Here is a 17,951-nt window from a genome sequence, read left to right as displayed (position 1 = left end):
CTGTATGCAACAGGCCTTTTATCTGTATTGCGACGGCTTATTTTACGTTAACTGCGCATTTTTGCAGTTGCCAAACGCGGCTGACATAGTCTTCAATAGAGCGATCTGAGGTAAATTTGCCTACCGACGCTGTATTTAGCATGGCCTTTTTCGCCCACAACGTTTTGTCACGATACCAAAGGTCAATTTTTTCCTGAGCTTTAACGTAGCTGGCAAAGTCGGCCAGTACCAGATAAGGGTCGCCGCCTTCCAGCAAGCTGCGTTTTATCGCTGCCAGTTCACCCGGTTTACCCGGAGTAAAATAATCCGTTTCCAGCCAATCGAGGATGGCTTTAATTTCCGGATCGGCATAGTAATAATCGCTACTGTTGTAACCCTTAGCTTGTAACGCTTTAACGTCATCAACCGTTAAACCGAAGATAGCAATATTATCACTGCCCACTTCTTCGGCAATTTCAATATTGGCACCATCCAGCGTACCTACGGTAACAGCACCGTTTAAGGCCAGCTTCATATTACCGGTACCGGAGGCTTCTTTACCCGCTGTTGAGATCTGCTCAGATACATCAGCTGCCGGGATCATCTTCTCGGCCAGGGTAACGCGATAATTTGGCATAAACACCACTTTAATGCGGTTTTTTACCCGTTTATCATGGTTAATCTTATCGGCGATTTTATTAATAGCGTAGATAATTTCTTTCGCTAGCTTATAACCTGGCGCTGCTTTGGCGCCAAATAAAAACACCCGTGGCACCATGTCGTAGTCAGGCTCCTGCAAAATACGGCGATACAGTGCCAGGATATGCAAAAGATTCAGATGTTGACGCTTATATTCATGCAAACGTTTGATTTGGATATCAAAAATGGCATGTGGGTCAATATCGATATTGGTTAGTTTTTTAACTACACTGGCCAGTTCAGCTTTATTTTGCTGCTTAATCGCCATAAAGGCGTCCTGAATTGCCGGATCATCAGCAAAGGCAGCAAACTTTGACAGCTGCTTTAAGTCAGTTGGCCAGTTAGTGCCAACCTGTTTATCCAGTAACGCCGATAACCTGGGGTTACACGCCTTTAGCCAACGCCTTGGCGTAACACCATTGGTAACGTTAGTGAATTTGTCCGGCCACAGTGCCACCATTTCGGGGAATAAATCGGATTTAACCAGTGTCGAGTGTATTTCAGCAACACCATTAACACGAAACGAGCCAACAACTGACAAATGCCCCATCCGCACCATAGGGTCGTGACCTTCTTCGATGATAGAAAGCTTACGCTTTTTCTGATTATCGCCAGGCCACAGCACATCTACCTGTTCGACCAGGAAGCGGCGGTTAATTTCATAAATAATTTCAATATGCCGCGGCAGGACCTTTTCAAACAACCTTACCGGCCATTTTTCCAACGCCTCTGGCAATAACGTATGGTTGGTGTAGGCAAATACCTGCTGGCACAAATTCCAGGCTTGATCCCACTGCATTTCAGCGCGGTCGACTAAAATACGCATCAGTTCGGGAATGGCGACGGCCGGGTGGGTGTCGTTTAGCTGAATAACCACCTGCTTGGCAAAATCGCTCCAATCATCACCATGGCTGCGTTTATAGCGACGGATAATGTCTTTTAGCGAGCACGACACAAAGAAATATTGTTGGATCAGCCTTAACTCTTTACCGGCATCGGTCTCATCATTTGGATACAATACTTTAGAAATGGTTTCAGCTTCGATATTCTCGCGCGCTGCATCAATGTAGCCGCCAGAATTAAATACGTCCCAGTTGAAAAAATCACTGGCCCGGCTTTCCCATAAACGCAACACATTAACTGAACTGCCGTTATAACCTACTACCGGAATATCCCAGGGCACACCTTTAATAATGCGGCCGGGGTGCCAGACTTTTTTCATTCGCCCCTGCAGGTCATAGACCGTTTCGACATAACCATACACCGAAATTTCCTGCACCGATTCAGGACGGCAAATTTCCCATGGGTTACCGTATTCACGCCAGCTGTCCGGTCGCTCTATCTGCCGGCCATCCTGGAAGCTTTGCTTAAATAAGCCGTGCTCATAATGAATACCATAGCCAATAGCCGGATAGTTCAGGGTCGCCAGGGAATCAATAAAACATGCTGCCAGGCGGCCCAAACCACCATTACCCAGCGCCATGTCTTCTTCCTGATCTTCCAGATCGGCGATATTCATTCCCAGTTCGCCAAGTGCCTGACGCGCCTGGTCGTATAATCCGAGGTTATGCAGATTATTGCTAAACAAACGGCCCATTAAATATTCCAGACTGAAATAATGTAATGCCCGGGTGTTTTTTTCATAGTGAGTGCGCTGGGTATTGCGTAAGCCATCAAATACCTGCTCGTTAATCGCCGCACAGGTGGCACGCCACCAGGCTTGTGGGCTGGCTTTATTAACGTCAGTACCTAAACTGGCATGTAAATGCCGCACTATATTGTCTTTTAATTGCTCAGTATTGAGCCGGGCAACCGGCGTTGCCTCTGTCGCGGTATGTTTTTTCATTACAAATCCTGAATTGTTAATGCCTGAATTTTCAACAAAATAGCGGCAAATGTAGACTTATTACAAAAAAATACCTTAATGGGCGCATCTTAGCAAAATAAAACGCTACGTCTGAAATTGAGTTACAATTTAATTCGTAGCGTTTTCAATGGCTTATATTTTACTGAATACGTATTCAACAAAAGCCTTAGCGTCCTGCTCTAACTGTAGCAGATGGGCTTCACCGACAAAGCTTTCCAGATAAATTTTATATGAATCTTCTGTGCCCGACGGCCGGGCAGCAAACCAGCCATTGCGGGTTACTACTTTAACGCCACCGATATCAGCGTTATTGCCCGCTGCTTTGGTCAGCACGGCTAAAATGTCGTCGCCAGCCAAACTGGTTTGCGTCACGCTGTTAACATCAAGCTTTTTCAGCGCGGCTTTTTGCTCAGCCGTTGCCGGTGCGTCCAAACGCCGATACAGCGGCGAGCCAAGCTCTTTGGTCAGCGCCTGATATTGCTGGTAAGGGTCTACCCCGGTTTTTGCCAACATTTCTGCTGCCAATAAACCTAAAATAATACCGTCTTTGTCGGTAGACCAGGCACTGCCATCAAAGCGTAAAAAACTGGCACCGGCACTTTCTTCACCACCAAAAGCCACGCTGCCGTTGTGCAAACCCTCGACAAACCATTTAAAGCCAACCGGAACTTCCAGCAATTTACGTCCCCGCGCGGCGACAACGCGATCAATCAGGGCACTGGACACCAGCGTTTTGCCTATGGCTAATTCTGGCGCCCAATCCGGCCGGTTTGCCAGCAGATAATTTATTGCCACCGCCAGATAATGGTTCGGGTTCATCAGGCCACCACTGCGGGTGACAATACCATGACGGTCGAAATCCGGATCATTACCAATGGCAATATCAAACTGATCTTTTAACTGAATCAGGTTGGCCATCGCATAAGCCGACGAGCAATCCATGCGGATCTGGCCGTCTTTATCCAGCGGCATAAAAGCAAATGCCGGGTCTACTTTGTCATTAACAACGGTTATATCCAGGCCATAACGCTGAGCAATACGTGGCCAGTAGGCTATACCTGAACCGCCCAGCGGATCGACACCAATTTTAATGCCCGCTTTAGCTATCGCCGCCATATCAACAACATTTTGTAAATCGTCTACATAATGCTGAATATAATCAATATGCTGGCAGTAGCCGGATTGCAGCGCCAGTGCATAAGGCATCATCTTTACGCCTTCGAGCTCTTTAGCCAGCAGCTGATTAGCACGCTGTTCAATCCAGTTTGTTACGTCAGTATCGGCCGGCCCGCCGTGTGGCGGATTGTATTTAATGCCGCCATCTTCCGGTGGATTGTGTGACGGTGTAATGACAATACCATCGGCTAACCGGCCGCTGGCATCTTGGTTTTGCGTTAAAATAGCGTGAGAAATTACCGGTGTGGGTGTGAAACCCAGATCTTTTTGAATACAAACCTGAATTTTATTGGCGATCAGTACTTCTAAAGCGCTGGCAAAAGCCGCTTCCGATAAGGCATGGGTGTCTTTGCCAAGGAACAAGGGCCCGGTAATGCCCTGCTGTTTGCGGTAATCGGCAATGGCCTGGCAAATAGCCAGCACATGCGGCTCGTTAAAAGAGCATTTCAATGCACTGCCACGATGGCCCGAGGTACCAAAGCTGACTTTGTGCTCTGCATGCTGATGAACGTCCGGTTCCAGCACATAGTAGGCAGTCATAAGCCGACTGATGTTGGGTACTAACGCAGAAGGCACCTGCTGTCCTGCCAGCTCATGTAGCGACATATAAATTCCTTGTTATAACAAATCACGAATACGTTCAGCGTCTTGCTCACTGTAGCCCAGTTTCAGAGCGGTTTCAGTTAGCATCATTTTTTTCCTGGTCGTGTTAGAGTTTGTAATGACCCAAAAATTGGTATTCGGGATCAATTTCGGGTTAGTGCTACTACCCGCCTCTGACAACTCCTCAGCACTGTGGCCAAAATACAAACGGTTACGGCCTTTTATGTCCAGCACTTTAGCAAACTGCTTTTTATGCGCCCGTGCCAACGTAGACAAAATAAATAAAAACCGCCCTACCACACTTTGCTCTGCCTGCAGATCCTGCCGGTTTATTAAGTCAAAAATATTACTGCTAATCACCGGCGTAACTACCACAGGCTCTGCTAGCGGTTCTGGCTGAATACTGCTATCGCCCAGCAGCAAACGGCGCAGAATATCAGAAGCGCTCTCGCCGATGCGTTGGGTCTGACCTGCAATATACTGATATAGCTCGTCATCTATTTCGATGGTTTTCATATATTTATTCCGCGCACTTAAAAGTCGCCCCATTATATAAAGCCTTGCCGACAGACGCCAGCGGCATGATTTGATAGACTTCAGGCAAAGATACTAAGATAGGTGTTTTATGCTTTTATATAACCACATTAGTGGCCAGGCGGTAGCCGGCCAGGCCCCGGTAGTATTGATCCATGGTTTATTTGGCAGCTTTGAAAACCTGGGTGTGATTGAACGCAGCTTAAGTGAACAGTACCAGGTAGTTAATATTGATGTACGTAACCATGGCCGCTCTGATCACAGTGATGAAATGAACTACCCGTTAATGGCGGATGATCTGGCGCAAACATTGGATAATCTTGGTATTGATACCGCCGTACTGCTTGGCCACTCTATGGGGGGAAAACTGGCGATGGCCTTTGCACTTAAGCAGCCGCAGCGGGTAAGCAAACTGATCCTGGCCGATATAGCCCCCGTAGCCTACCCGGCGCGACATAACAATATTTTTGCCGGTTTAAATGCAGTAAAGCTGGACGCTATCACCAGCCGCAACGAAGCCGACACTCAGTTAGCCCAACATATTAATGAAGCCGGCGTGCGACAGTTTTTACTAAAAAGCTTGCTAAAACAAGATGATAAATTTAGCTGGCGCTTTAACCTGGCGGCATTGCAAGCAAATTATCAGCAACTTATCGGCGCCCCTCTGCTAAAGGGCTGTTATACAGGCCCGGTATTATTTATAAAAGGCGGTGACTCTGATTACATTTTGCCAGAGCATAAAGCGCAAATTATGCAGTTATTTCCAAAGGCGCAGGCCAAAGTGATACAAGGCACCGGCCACTGGCTGCATGCCGAAAAGCCGGCTGCCTTTACTAAGCTGGTAAAGGACTTTTTATTGAGCTAACGCACTAAATTTTTGCTGCAGTTATGCTATAGTGCGCGCACTTTTTTCCGCTCAGGTAAAGTGCTGTGTCAATAGAGCAGTTTGAACGCTTAGGCTTGTGGCTTGGATTGGGTGTGTTATACATCTTTATCATCTTAGCCATAAGAGACGTACTAAAAAAAAGTAATGCTCCCAAACTGGGGCAATTTTTTGTCTGGCTGGTGTTGTTTCTATCGCCGGCAGTGTTTGTTATCAAGAGCATAGTGCCCTATTTTATCGAGTAGTAAGGTTTGGATTAATGGCTAAAATTGCCACTGATCGCACCACGATTGATTTGTTTGCGCAGGAAAAGCGTCCGGGACGGCCCAAAACCAACCCGTTACCGCGAGAAGAGCAGCTTAGGCTGAACAAACGTAATCAGGTCAAGCGTGATCGCAGTAAAGGTTTAAAGCGCATTGAGTTTAAATTGTCTGATCAGCTGTACAGCGCATTAGAGCAACAGGCTGATAAAGCAGGTTTGACACGCAGTGCGTATATTGAAAGTATTCTGACACAAGTTTTAACCAGGTAAGAAGGTTAGATTAATGGCAACTGTAGGCATTTTTTTCGGTAGCGATACCGGCAACACTGAACATATCGCCAAGATGATCCAGAAAGAGCTGGGTAAACACTTGTTTGATGTGCGTGATATCGCCAAAAGCAGCAAAGAAGATATCGCCGCTTTTGACTTATTATTGCTGGGTATTCCAACCTGGTATTATGGCGAAGCGCAGTGTGATTGGGATGATTTTTTCCCCGAGTTGGACAATATCGACTTTAGTAATAAGTTGGTGGCAATTTTTGGCTGCGGTGATCAGGAAGACTACGCTGAGTATTTCCTTGATGCTATGGGTACACTGCGCGACATTATTGAGCCTAAAGGCGCAATTATCGTAGGTCATTGGCCAACTAAGGGTTACAACTTCGTTGCCTCCAAAGCTCTGGCTGATGATAACCACTTTGTAGGCTTAGGCATTGACGAAGATCGTCAACCTGAGCTTACCGAACAACGCGTTAAACAGTGGTGCAAGCAGATTTACGAAGAAATGAGCTTAAAAGAGTTCGAAGCACTGTAAAACTAAAAACCGGCCTTAGCGCCGGTTTTTTATATGTCTTTTATTCTGGCCGGTACTGCGCTTTTTTGCGCACATAAACCTTACGGTTAACCTCACAGACTACCTGGCCCTGGCTATCTTTAATGTGCAGCAAAAACTCTGGAAAATGCTTAGTGCCATCTGCTGTTGCCGCTTTAACCGCATCCAGGGTTTCATCTGACAACCAAAACTCAGCGCACAGCTTCCCCCTACCCGGGCTGATAAAATTAATATCGGCCTGTTTATCCCATACCAGATACTCTTTTCCTAAGGCGCCCATCAACATCAACGGATAAATCGGATCTGTCATGGCAAACATTGAGCCACCAAACTGGCTATTGTTAATATTACGCGTCCATTTGCGTGATTTAAGCTCCACTTTGCAATAACGGTAGTCATCGCTAAGCTTGGCGACACGTATACCGCTAAAGAAGAACGGTGGCCAAAAATTTAGTAGGTGGCGCATCACTGCCGGTTTAAAAGCCCATTTCATGCTATTTCTCTGGTATGACCTGTTGACAGCTATTGTACTGACTGACGCGGCAAGCACAAGAGCCATGCTTGCAGTTAAGGGATGCTTTTCCATTTCAATCACGGCATAATGTCTCTATAATCTTTTGCAAATATAAGCCAGAGTTAGAGTTATTATGTCAGATCACAACAGCGAATTACGTAAAGCCGGCCTGAAGGTTACCCTGCCACGGGTGAAAATTTTAGAGATCCTGCAGGACCCAAAAAACCAACATATCAGTGCCGAAGACGTATATAAGCTGCTGCTGGATCTTGGTGAAGACATAGGCTTAGCGACGGTATACCGTGTGTTAAACCAGTTTGATGATGCCGGTATTTTAACCCGCCATCATTTTGAAGGTGGTAAATCGGTATTTGAACTGACCGGCAGCCACCATCATGACCACCTGGTGTGCTTAAAATGCGGCAAAGTTATCGAGTTTGAAGATGATGTAATAGAAGCCAAACAACTGGAAATTTCCGAGAAAAACGGCATTAAACTTACCCATCATAGTTTATATTTGTACGGCGAATGCGTAGACACCGTGCAATGTAAGAAAAACAGCGATATGAACTAATCGCATTAAAAACGGCGCCATTTGGCGCCGTTTTTTTACTCAGGTATCACGGCTGGTAATGCGTGCCATGCTCAGCGCATTAACATAACCACCATATTGAAACGCATAATCTGTTAACTCCGCTTCCGCCTCAAAGCCAAAACGTTCATACAAGGCTATTGCCGCCTCATTGTTTACATACACTGTCAGCTCTACCCGGCGTATATTCAACCAGTTATCACAAAGCTCCAGTGCTGAACGCAGCAAAGCTGAGCCTATACCCTGGCCCTGATAATGCTCTGACACCCCCATACCCAGTTCAGCCACGTGACGCCGGCGCGGCCGCGGGCACACCTGTAAACCTAGCTGCCCGACTACTTTACCTTCAACTTCAGCGACCAGGTTATAAAAATCACTGTCCGCATTGTACAGTCGTTGCCAGTTCGCCACCGGCTGATAGGGTAATTGCAGTGTATTGGCATAGACACTGGGCTGATCGTAAATGGCTTTTATTGCTGCTATATCAGCTGGCTCTGCATGGCGGATCACGGCGGGCATAATGGCATCCTGTCAACATAAACCCGGTTATCTTAAATCGGAATATTCAACAGCAACAAGAGCCAGAACGTAAAAAGCCAGCAAAATGCTGGCTTTCAGGCAAATTAATCCGGTTTACAATTGCTGTTCAAGCTCTGGCAATACGCTAAACAGGTCCGCTACCAAACCATAATCGGCAATCTGGAAAATTGGCGCATCTGCATCTTTGTTGATCGCTACTATGACTTTAGAGTCTTTCATACCGGCCAGATGTTGAATAGCCCCTGAAATACCTACCGCAATATACAGCTCTGGTGCAACAATTTTACCGGTTTGGCCAACTTGCATGTCGTTTGGCACAAAGCCGGCATCTACCGCCGCACGCGAGGCACCTATGGCGGCGCCCAGCTTATCCGCAATGCCGTTTAATAAGGCAAAGTTCTCACCGTTTTGCATGCCACGGCCACCGGAAATCACCACCCGAGCTGCTGTCAGTTCAGGACGCTCAGATTTGGTTAACTCTTCAGCAATAAAGCTGGACACACCGGCATCGTGTACAGTGCTCAGAGTTGTTATCTCTGCGCTGTTACCACTTTCTGCTGCTCTGAATGCCGCCGGGCGTACCGTTAGCACTTTAATCGTATCTGCAGATTGTACCGTTGCAATTGCATTACCGGCATATATAGGCCGGACAAAAGTATCAGCTGATTCTATAGCAATAACATCTGAAATCTGTGCCACGTCCAGCATCGCCGCAACGCGGGGCAAAAAGTTCTTACCTGTCGTAGTGGCGGCCGCCAGAATATGACTGAAATCTTTACCAAGCTCAGCAACCAAAGGGGCAATGTTTTCTGCCAACTGATGCTGATAAACAGCATTGTCAGCCAGTAATACTTTGGTCACCCCTTTTATAGCTGCCGCTTCAGTCGCGACTGCACTGCAGTTGGCACCGGCAACTAACACAGTAATCTCCGAGCCGATCTGGCTGGCGGCCTGCACCACCTTATGAGTCTCGCTTTTCAAGCTGTGGTTGTTATGTTCTGCAATAATTAAAATAGCCATTAGATCACCTTAGCCTCATGCTTTAACTTATCAACCAGCTCAGCCACCGACGCCACTGTGACGCCACCCTGGCGCACCGCAGGCGCCGCAACTTTTAACACCTTAACTTTACTGCTCAGCTCAACGCCATAGCTGTCAGCCGCTTTCGTTTCCAGCGGTTTCTTTTTCGCTTTCATAATATTTGGCAGCGACGCATAACGCGGTTCGTTCAAACGTAAGTCGGTTGAAACGACTGCAGGTAACGTCAGTTCTACCGTTTGTAAACCACCGTCAATTTCACGGGTTACCTGTACTTTGTCGCCACTGACTTTAACTTCCGAGGCAAAAGTACCCTGCCCCATGCCTGTTAACGCTGCCAGCATCTGGCCTGTTTGGTTGTTATCCGAGTCGATGGCCTGCTTACCTAAGATCACCAGGCCCGGTTGCTCTTCAGCTACCACTTTGGCCAGTAATTTTGCGACCTGTAACGAATCGAGATTTAAATCAGTATCAATATGAAGCGCACGATCGGCTCCCAGCGCTAATGCAGTACGCAGTTGCTCTTGCACTGCTGCAGTACCAATAGACACCACTACAACTTCACTCGCCGTACCGGCTTCTTTTAAACGCACGGCTTCTTCTATTGCGATTTCACAAAAAGGGTTTAACGCCATTTTTACGTTTGCCAGGTCAACTGCTGTTTCATCAGCTTTTACCCGCACCTTTACGTTGTAATCTATAACCCGTTTTACCGGCACCAGTATTTTCATAATGTCCTCGTTCTTTTCCTGCGCAAACAGGCTTAAGTAGCGCAGGTTTACGTTAAGGTAAAGCTATAATAGTTTGGCTTGGCACAATCTACTTACTGTTGACGTTAACGTCAACCTGCAATACCCTAAACAGCATGATAAAAGCAGCTATGGCTGTAAATAATAAACTCCAAGAGGTCGGTACCGTGGAAAGAGAATCAATGGAATTCGATGTAGTGATTGTCGGTGCAGGCCCGGCCGGATTATCAGCTGCCATTAAATTGATGCAACAAGCCCGTGCTGCGGCAACTGAGCTAACTGTATGCGTAGTTGAGAAAGGCTCTGAGGTTGGTGCACATATACTGTCTGGTGCCGTTTTTGAACCCCGGGCGTTAAATGAATTACTGCCCGATTGGCAGGCTCAGGGCGCACCGGTAACTACCGCAGTAACTCATGATGATATTTACCTGTTTAAAAATGCCGATAATGCCGTAAAACTGCCATCCTTTGCCGTACCTAAAACGATGCACAATGGCGGTAATTATGTTGTTTCCATCGCTAACCTGTGCCGCTGGCTGGCGCAACAGGCCGAACAACTTGGCGTAGAGATCTTCCCCGGCTTTGCCGCCAGTGAAGTATTAATTGAAGACAATACCGTTAAAGGTATTTTAATTGGCGATATGGGGCTGGATAAACAGGGGCAACCCAAAGACAGCTTTATACCCGGAATGGAGTTACGCGCCAAGTATACTGTGTTCGCCGAAGGCTGCCGTGGCCACCTGGGTAAGCAACTTATCAAGCATTTCAGCTTAGATAAGGATAAGTCACCACAGCACTATGCTATCGGTTTTAAAGAGATCTGGGATGTACCGGCCAGCAAGCATCAGGCTGGCCTGGTGGTGCACTCTGCAGGTTGGCCACTGAGCAGCGATACGTGTGGCGGTGGTTATTTATACCATGCAGAAAACCAACAGGTGGTGGTGGGTTTAATTATCGATCTTAATTACAGCAACCCGCATTTAAGCCCGTTTGATGAATTTCAGCGCTATAAACATCACCCGGTAATAAGCCAGTATCTGGCTGGTGGTAAACGCGTCAGCTACGGCGCCCGGGCAATCGCCAAAGGTGGCCTGAATAGCCTGCCTAAAATGAGCTTTAATGGTGGTTTACTCATTGGTTGTGATGCCGGCACGCTTAATTTTGCCAAGATTAAGGGCAACCACACCGCGATGAAGTCCGGCATGCTGGCGGCGGAAACCTTGTTTAATGCATTGCAGCAAGGCAGCGAAGGCGGTGAAGACTTAACGGCTTACGCCGATGCCCTGCAAAACAGCTGGCTTTATGACGAACTGTATCGTTCACGTAATTTTGGCCCGGCATTGCACAAGTTTGGCACCTTCTGGGGTGGCGCTTTTAACACTCTGGAGCAAAATTGGTTTGGCGGTAAATTACCGTTTACCCTAAAAGACGAGCGGCAAGATCATGCCCAGCTGAAACTGGCCAGCGAAGCAGCACAGATCAGCTATCCAAAACCAGACAATACGTTAAGTTTTGACCGGTTATCCTCAGTATATTTATCGAACACCAATCATGAAGAAGAGCAGCCCTGTCATTTAAAACTGCATGACAGCAACATTCCGTTGCAGGTTAATCTGGCTAAGTATAATGAGCCGGCGCAGCGTTACTGCCCTGCAGGTGTTTACGAAATAGTACAAGACGACAATAATGAGCCTAAATTTCAAATCAATGCTCAAAATTGTATTCACTGCAAAACCTGTGACATTAAAGATCCGTCGCAAAATATTACCTGGGTAACACCTGAGGGCGCTGGCGGTCCCAATTACCCTAATATGTAACCAGCACGGCACGGTGGTCTGCTCAACAATAGCAGACCACTTACTAACTTATTGTTTTGTATTGTCGAATAACATCAACGCCTTCTTTTAACTGCGACGTTTTTTCAAGCTGTTTCATTGCCTTAATTTTATCCAGCAACTACTTTTAATGCTGAACTCACTTAAATGATGTGCAGTAATGCCTCGCCAGAGACAGGAAGTAGCATGATGAACAATAAGATAAAGCCTGAAACCGCCACTACTGATGATGTCGTATTGAAAAGCGCGGTGAGAAAATCAGCGGCAACCCAGGCTATAACGCCGTCTTTCGCCAGCGACCGCTATATGTATTTTACTGAGCGCGACTTAAACAAAATTTTGACCAATCTGGATGCTTTGCGCAGCAGTGTGTTTCCGGCGCCTAACCCGGACAATGAAATTCAAAGCAGAAAACAGCAACACTTTCCGTCAGTCTGCCTGATTGGCTTAGGCCGCTGTGGCTCGAATATAGCGCTCGATGTGGCTTCTTTGGTGTATAACGCCCGCAATTTTTATTTAAATGAGTTTAACAACGAAGAAAAGCAGGTACGCGAGCAGGAATACCGGCCAATGCGCTGGATCAAGCGCAGCTTACATCTGTCTAATTCGCAAACGATAAAACCAGTGTTTTTAATTGAGCCGCTGGTCATGCTCGGCGATCTGGACAAAGACATCGAGGGACGCATCCGTTTTTCGCACAAAGGCGAAAAAAGCGGCTTTTTGCATGATTACACCAAAATGAAAATTATGGATTTGTCTGAAGTGCACGCCGGTGGTGCCGGTAATGCCCCTATTTTGGGGCAATATCTGGCAAAAATAATCCTGAATAAGGATACCCAGCGCTTCTCAAACTCAGACTGGAAGTTTATTCATTCTTACCTTATCGACTCTTGTGGTATTAAGGCTAACCAATCCAGGCTGTATTTTTATATTTTCAGTGCTGGTGGCGGTACCGGTTCAGGTATGGCCTCTGAGTTTGGCCTGGCACAACAATATGCCTATATGAGTAAAACCTTTGATACCCGCACTCTGGCAGAAGATGAAGAAAATCGCGGCCACTCTTTTGTTTTCGAACCTATATTCACCAGCGGCATTTGTATTTTACCGAATATTTCCGACCACGGCGTGGAGATGTCTGAAGCATTGCATATTAATGCTGGCCGCCTGCTGTGTAAGTATCTGGCTGAGGAATGGGATTTTTCATACAACTTCGACAATGAAGACAGCAGTGAATCCAGCGTGATGCATCGCATCCGGCCATGGAACGCCATGATGTTGATTTCCAATGATATTATGCGATATGCAGAAGAAACAGACGACGGTGGCATTCAGCATATCGACGTCAATGCCATGGAGAAATATGCCAACCAGTATATTTCGCAGCAGATTTTTAATATTTTAACCGCACAGGCGGTTACCACTGATTACGATGAAAATTACTTCCGCCGTGCCGGTATCGACATTGGCGAAACGATCCGCTTAGACGCCAATGATTTATTTATGAGCCTGGCAGGCCCGGTGGCGGTGGCTTATGCTGAATCCGTTGTACCAGCCGATGCGGCTGGCGAAAAACTTAAAATGTTTGATAAATCCAGTGGCGGGCTAAATATTGACGATTTGTTTTTCCGCTCAATTGATTTGCCGCATTTTAATAAAGTGACCCAGGCTATTGAAGGTATTAGCCTACTACCCATTGAATCGGCACGTTATCGCGAAACTTTGGCAGGTTATGTAAAAAATGGTTATAACGCCTCTGAGTTAAAAGATCTGCACTTTTTTAAAAATTGCTCGTCGGTGGTATCGATTATCTCCTTGCCGAAGGACTATAAATTATCCTATATGGATTTAAACCGGCTGAAATCGCATTTAAATGCCTTATTCCCCAATACCACCTTAAAGCGCTACGCCTTGGTCATTGGTGCTTCAGCTAATATTTCGCTGACGACATTAATTGTCAAAAGCCCCTGTTTAAGTGATGATTTTTTAACGCTGATTGTAGCCTACATTAAACGCTGTTTTGCCAAAGACAATTACCGCTTTGATGAGCAACTGGATAAAGCCATGCTTGATTTTATCCGCACCGACGAATTTGACGAAGTGGCATTAGATAAAATGCTACATGAGCATGAAAATCCGGCAAAGATTCTCGATACCAACTGGTATGCCATTAAGCCTATGTACGAGAAAAAGTACCGCGAACTTATCCATAACAAAGATAAATTTGTCTCGATCAATGATATTCGTTTAAGCCGCGACAGCGTCAAAAAAGCCATTAAATATCTGCGGGAAATTTACCGGCATAAAATCAGTAAAACTAAGGTTATTTCACTTAATGCGCCGGCTGGCAACAAAACCAGCCATAGCAGAAATACCGAGCAGAGCGAATAAACCGGCTTACGTCAGCTAAAACAAGCTAACAGACCCGACTATGGGTCTGTTTTTTTACGGTAAAGCCTCGCCACGGCTACTGACATACAACTGATACCAATGCTCACGGCTTAACCTTACATCAGTTGAGTGGCTGCAGGCGATAATACGCTCTGGCTGAGTGGTGCCGATAACAGGTTGAACGCCAGCCGGATGCCGCATCAGCCAGGCCAATACTATTGCCTCTGCACTGCAGTTGTAATGGCCAGCTAATTGCGCTACCAGCTGCGCTGTCGCCGCTTGCTGAGCCGTTTGAACCGCTGCCCCGCTAAATACGCCTTTGGCCAGACTGCCCCAACTTTGCAGTTGTACGCCTTGTTGCTGGCAATATTCAACAGTGCCGTAGCCAAAATGCCGCTGACCACCCTGCGGCATACCAACCAATACACTCTCTTCTAACCAATTAATGTCTGCCAGGCTCATTTGCAGTTGATTAACCAGCAGCGGCTGAGCCAGCGCACCTTGTAGCAACTGCATTTGCGCCCAGCCCATGTTGGATACACCAAAATGCCGCACTTTACCCTGCTGCTGTAATTGCTCAAAAGCTTGTGCCACCAGCTCGGGCTGCATAAGAGGATCGGGGCGGTGCAACAGCAATATATCAATGTAGCCGGTATTTAACCGGCGCAAACTTTGCTCTACCGAGGCAACAATATACTCAGGCGAAAAATCATAACGCCCCGGCGCGCTATCGTCCGCGAAACGGATGGCGCACTTAGTTTGAATAAACATCTGTGCACGTTTTGCCGGTGCCTGTGCCAGATATTGACCAAATACCTGTTCAGCTTTGCCCCGGGTGTAAATATCAGCGTGGTCAAACAGGTTAATGCCATTGTCTAAAGCCGCATCAATAGCACTAAATGCCTGACGCTGCTGTTCATCTGTTGTCGGCGTATTATCCCAGCTGCCACCAAAGCCCATGCATCCCAGTGCCAGACGACTGACACCGGGCAAGTGTGTTGCTAATGCCAACATAGCTACCCCAAATTGATTTAAGCACCCGACAGTGTAGCGAAAAATGCCCTCAAGCCCTACACTAGCAGCAATTAAAAGTGCTTAGAGATGTTTTGTTATTATGTCTGAAGAAATACTGTACCGGTTAAACAAATTTATCAGTGACACCGGTTTTTGTTCACGCCGTGAAGCGGACAAGTTTATCGACAATGGTCAGGTAACGGTAAACGGCAAGGTTGCAACTGTGGGACTGAAAGTCAGTGCGCAAGACAATGTAATGGTCGATGGCAAGCCGTTAAAAGACAAGCCGAAACGAGTGTACATCGCCTACCATAAACCGGTGGGTATCACCTGTACCACTGAGCGGCATATTCATGGCAACATTATTGATGCTATCCGTTATCCGGAGCGGATTTTTCCGATCGGCCGGCTGGATAAACCCTCAGAAGGGCTGATCTTTCTGACCAATGACGGCGATATCGTAAATAAAATACTGCGCGCCGGTAATGCGCATGACAAAGAATACGTGGTGACCGTTAATAAACCCATCACTGAGCGTTTTATCCGGCAAATGAGCAGTGGCGTGCCCATCCTGGACACTGTTACCCTGCCCTGTACTGTCACGCAAAAATCAAAACAAAGTTTCAGCATCATTCTGACTCAGGGACTTAACCGGCAAATCCGCCGTATGTGTGAACATCTGGGATATGAAGTACAAACGCTCAAACGCAGCCGTATTATGCATATTCGCTTAGCCGGCTTAAAGCCAGGCCAATGGCGGCTATTGGATGATATCGAAATTCGTATGCTGGAAGCGCAATTATTGACCTCCAGCAAAACAGCTGACGCCGCAGCCGCTAATAATAGTTTCGACGACTAACATCACAAGGATCTGCTATGCCTGCTCAGCTTAAATTACCATACTATGTAACCTTGCTGGCAGGCCCGTTACTGTTTTTGCTGACACTGCTGAGTCCGCCCTGGTTTGCCGGTATGTCAGCAAATGCCTGGTTAATCACCGGCCTTAGTAGTTGGATGGCACTTTGGTGGATCACAGAGCCGGTGCCTATTCCTGTTACAGCACTACTGCCTATTGCTATAGTGCCTTTACTTAGCCTGGATACCATAGCTAATGTCACTGCGCCTTATGCGCACCCACTGATTTTTTTGTTTCTTGGTGGCTTTGTCCTGTCAATCGCGATGGAGCGCTGGAACCTGCACAAGCGCATAGCGTTAATGACGATGTTACTGGTTGGCAGCAAACCCAGCCAACAGGTTGCCGGCATTATGCTGGTTACCGCCTTTTTGTCGATGTGGATGTCTAATACCGCCACCGCCGTTATGATGCTGCCAATAGGATTATCCATTATTGCAATGCAACAGGAACAGGGTGTTACTGACGATAACTTTGCCAAAGCAATCTTGCTGGCGATCGCCTATGCCGCCAGTATCGGCGGTGTAGCTACATTAATTGGCACCCCCCCCAATGCATTGTTAGCGGCCTATCTGGAACGTAGTTACCAGATACAACTTAGTTTCAGTGACTGGATGCTGTTTGGTGTGCCGCTGTCCGTCAGCTTATTACTGGTGTGCTGGTTTTGGCTAACCCAAATTCACTTCAGACTGGATAACGTCGCCAGCGTCGATAGCCGCAGCTTGTACCGGAAAAAACTCGCGGCACTAGGCGCTATGCACAATGCTGAAAAATTGGTATTGACGGTATTTTTGCTGGCGGCAACGTGCTGGATATTGCGTAAACTATTAAGTGATCTTAGCGGCATTAAACTTGATGACACCCTGATTGCAATCTGTGCCGCAACCTTGCTATTTATTTTGCCGGTATCACTGCGCAGCGGGCAACGTATTTTACAGTGGGAAGATTGCCAGAAACTGCCCTGGGGCGTGCTGCTACTGTTTGGCGGCGGCCTGACATTAGCAAGCCAGATAGATAACTCTGGTTTATCCGCCTATATTGCGGCACAAATTGGCCAGCTCGGCCATATTAATCTGGTAATGCTAATTGTACTGGTGACCACGGTCATTCTATTTTTGACCGAAATCACCAGTAATACTGCCACAGCGGCAGCTTTTTTACCTTTACTAGGCCCTGTCGCCGTATCACTTGATACCTCTGCCGCTATGCTGGTGATCCCAGCCGCTGTCGCGGCCAGTTGTGCTTTTATGATGCCGGTTGCCACTCCGCCCAATGCTATAGTGTTTGCTTCAGGCAAGTTAAAAATCATAGATATGGTAAAAGCCGGATTGGTGCTCAACCTAGCCAGCATCCTGCTTATTACATTGGCCGTGCTGTATTTGGCGGCTTATATCTTTGATTTTTAAACCATAGTGTTCAGGCATAAAAAAACGCAGCCAACCGGCTGCGTTTTTTTATTTGGAGCGAGTAACGAGGTTCGAACTCGTGACCTCGACCTTGGCAAGGTCGCGCTCTACCAGCTGAGCTATACTC

The 17,951-nt window shown here is 46.9% G+C and carries 17 protein-coding genes; 9 read left to right on the top strand and 8 right to left on the bottom strand.

The window, feature by feature from the left end; all coding sequences use genetic code 11:
* Positions 1-37 precede the first annotated feature (37 nt).
* From MN202_RS18050 to MN202_RS18040, 3 genes are all read right to left on the bottom strand, one after another.
* Positions 38-2,524, bottom strand: coding sequence for a glycogen/starch/alpha-glucan phosphorylase (locus tag MN202_RS18050; RefSeq protein ID WP_335737538.1), 2,487 nt, complete (start codon positions 2,522-2,524; stop codon positions 38-40).
* Positions 2,525-2,677: 153 nt separating this feature from the next.
* The gene (gene pgm, locus MN202_RS18045; protein WP_335737537.1) at positions 2,678-4,327 is read right to left on the bottom strand and encodes a phosphoglucomutase (alpha-D-glucose-1,6-bisphosphate-dependent); all 1,650 of its coding nucleotides are present in this window, start codon (positions 4,325-4,327) and stop codon (positions 2,678-2,680) included.
* Positions 4,328-4,339: 12 nt separating this feature from the next.
* Positions 4,340-4,840, bottom strand: a complete 501-nt coding sequence (locus MN202_RS18040) for a replication initiation regulator SeqA (protein WP_335737536.1) — start codon at positions 4,838-4,840, stop codon at positions 4,340-4,342.
* A 109-nt stretch (positions 4,841-4,949) separates the two neighbouring features.
* Here MN202_RS18040 and MN202_RS18035 point away from each other — a divergent pair, with 109 nt between their 5' ends.
* The 4 genes from MN202_RS18035 to fldA all read left to right on the top strand — a co-directional run bounded on the left by MN202_RS18035 (position 4,950) and on the right by fldA (position 6,817).
* On the top strand, positions 4,950-5,723 hold the full coding sequence (locus tag MN202_RS18035) for an alpha/beta fold hydrolase (RefSeq protein ID WP_335737535.1): 774 nt from the start codon (positions 4,950-4,952) through the stop codon (positions 5,721-5,723).
* Between the two features lie 65 nt (positions 5,724-5,788).
* Positions 5,789-5,986, top strand: coding sequence for a DUF2788 domain-containing protein (locus tag MN202_RS18030; protein ID WP_335737534.1), 198 nt, complete (start codon positions 5,789-5,791; stop codon positions 5,984-5,986).
* Positions 5,987-6,000: 14 nt separating this feature from the next.
* Positions 6,001-6,273, top strand: coding sequence for a LexA regulated protein (ybfE, locus tag MN202_RS18025; RefSeq protein WP_335737533.1), 273 nt, complete (start codon positions 6,001-6,003; stop codon positions 6,271-6,273).
* 13 nt (positions 6,274-6,286) lie between these two features.
* Positions 6,287-6,817, top strand: coding sequence for a flavodoxin FldA (gene fldA, locus MN202_RS18020; RefSeq protein WP_335737532.1), 531 nt, complete (start codon positions 6,287-6,289; stop codon positions 6,815-6,817).
* Positions 6,818-6,857: 40 nt separating this feature from the next.
* Here fldA and MN202_RS18015 read toward each other — a convergent pair whose 3' ends face one another.
* Positions 6,858-7,328, bottom strand: a complete 471-nt coding sequence (locus MN202_RS18015; protein WP_335737531.1) for a DUF4442 domain-containing protein — start codon at positions 7,326-7,328, stop codon at positions 6,858-6,860.
* 154 nt (positions 7,329-7,482) lie between these two features.
* Here MN202_RS18015 and fur point away from each other — a divergent pair, with 154 nt between their 5' ends.
* A complete protein-coding gene (gene fur / locus MN202_RS18010) occupies positions 7,483-7,923 on the top strand; it encodes a ferric iron uptake transcriptional regulator (protein ID WP_335737530.1) in 441 nt (146 codons plus the stop codon).
* 39 nt (positions 7,924-7,962) lie between these two features.
* Here the strand turns inward: fur and MN202_RS18005 are convergent, their stop codons facing one another.
* From MN202_RS18005 to MN202_RS17995, 3 genes are all read right to left on the bottom strand, one after another.
* Positions 7,963-8,460 (bottom strand): GNAT family N-acetyltransferase, encoded by a 498-nt coding sequence (locus tag MN202_RS18005; protein WP_335737529.1) that lies wholly within the window; start codon positions 8,458-8,460, stop codon positions 7,963-7,965.
* A 114-nt stretch (positions 8,461-8,574) separates the two neighbouring features.
* Entirely contained in the window at positions 8,575-9,501 is a 927-nt protein-coding gene (locus MN202_RS18000) for an electron transfer flavoprotein subunit alpha/FixB family protein (RefSeq protein ID WP_335737528.1), read from the bottom strand.
* Positions 9,501-10,250, bottom strand: a complete 750-nt coding sequence (locus MN202_RS17995) for an electron transfer flavoprotein subunit beta/FixA family protein (RefSeq protein WP_335737527.1) — start codon at positions 10,248-10,250, stop codon at positions 9,501-9,503. Before MN202_RS17995 ends, MN202_RS18000 begins: the two co-directional genes overlap by 1 nt.
* Positions 10,251-10,450: 200 nt before the next feature.
* On the opposite strand from MN202_RS17995, the gene MN202_RS17990 reads away from it, so the two are divergent.
* Positions 10,451-12,085: an electron transfer flavoprotein-ubiquinone oxidoreductase gene (locus MN202_RS17990; protein ID WP_418334697.1), complete on the top strand. Its 1,635-nt coding sequence runs from the start codon at positions 10,451-10,453 to the stop codon at positions 12,083-12,085.
* A 324-nt stretch (positions 12,086-12,409) separates the two neighbouring features.
* The gene (locus MN202_RS17985; RefSeq protein WP_335737579.1) at positions 12,410-14,491 is read left to right on the top strand and encodes a hypothetical protein; all 2,082 of its coding nucleotides are present in this window, start codon (positions 12,410-12,412) and stop codon (positions 14,489-14,491) included.
* A gap of 54 nt (positions 14,492-14,545) precedes the next feature.
* On the opposite strand, the gene MN202_RS17980 is transcribed toward MN202_RS17985, so the two are convergent.
* On the bottom strand, positions 14,546-15,505 hold the full coding sequence (locus tag MN202_RS17980) for an aldo/keto reductase (protein ID WP_335737525.1): 960 nt from the start codon (positions 15,503-15,505) through the stop codon (positions 14,546-14,548).
* Positions 15,506-15,605: 100 nt separating this feature from the next.
* Between MN202_RS17980 and rluF the strand changes: the two genes are divergently transcribed.
* Positions 15,606-16,364, top strand: a complete 759-nt coding sequence (rluF, locus tag MN202_RS17975) for a 23S rRNA pseudouridine(2604) synthase RluF (protein ID WP_335737524.1) — start codon at positions 15,606-15,608, stop codon at positions 16,362-16,364.
* A gap of 17 nt (positions 16,365-16,381) precedes the next feature.
* Complete coding sequence (locus MN202_RS17970; protein WP_335737523.1) at positions 16,382-17,824, top strand: SLC13 family permease; 1,443 nt, start codon at positions 16,382-16,384, stop codon at positions 17,822-17,824.
* Positions 17,825-17,951 lie beyond the last annotated feature (127 nt).

It is taken from the genome of Rheinheimera muenzenbergensis, assembly GCF_036984005.1.
GTDB lineage: Bacteria > Pseudomonadota > Gammaproteobacteria > Enterobacterales > Alteromonadaceae > Alishewanella > Alishewanella muenzenbergensis.
Note: the sequence above shows the minus strand (reverse complement) of the source record. Positions and strands in the feature narration are given on the sequence as shown.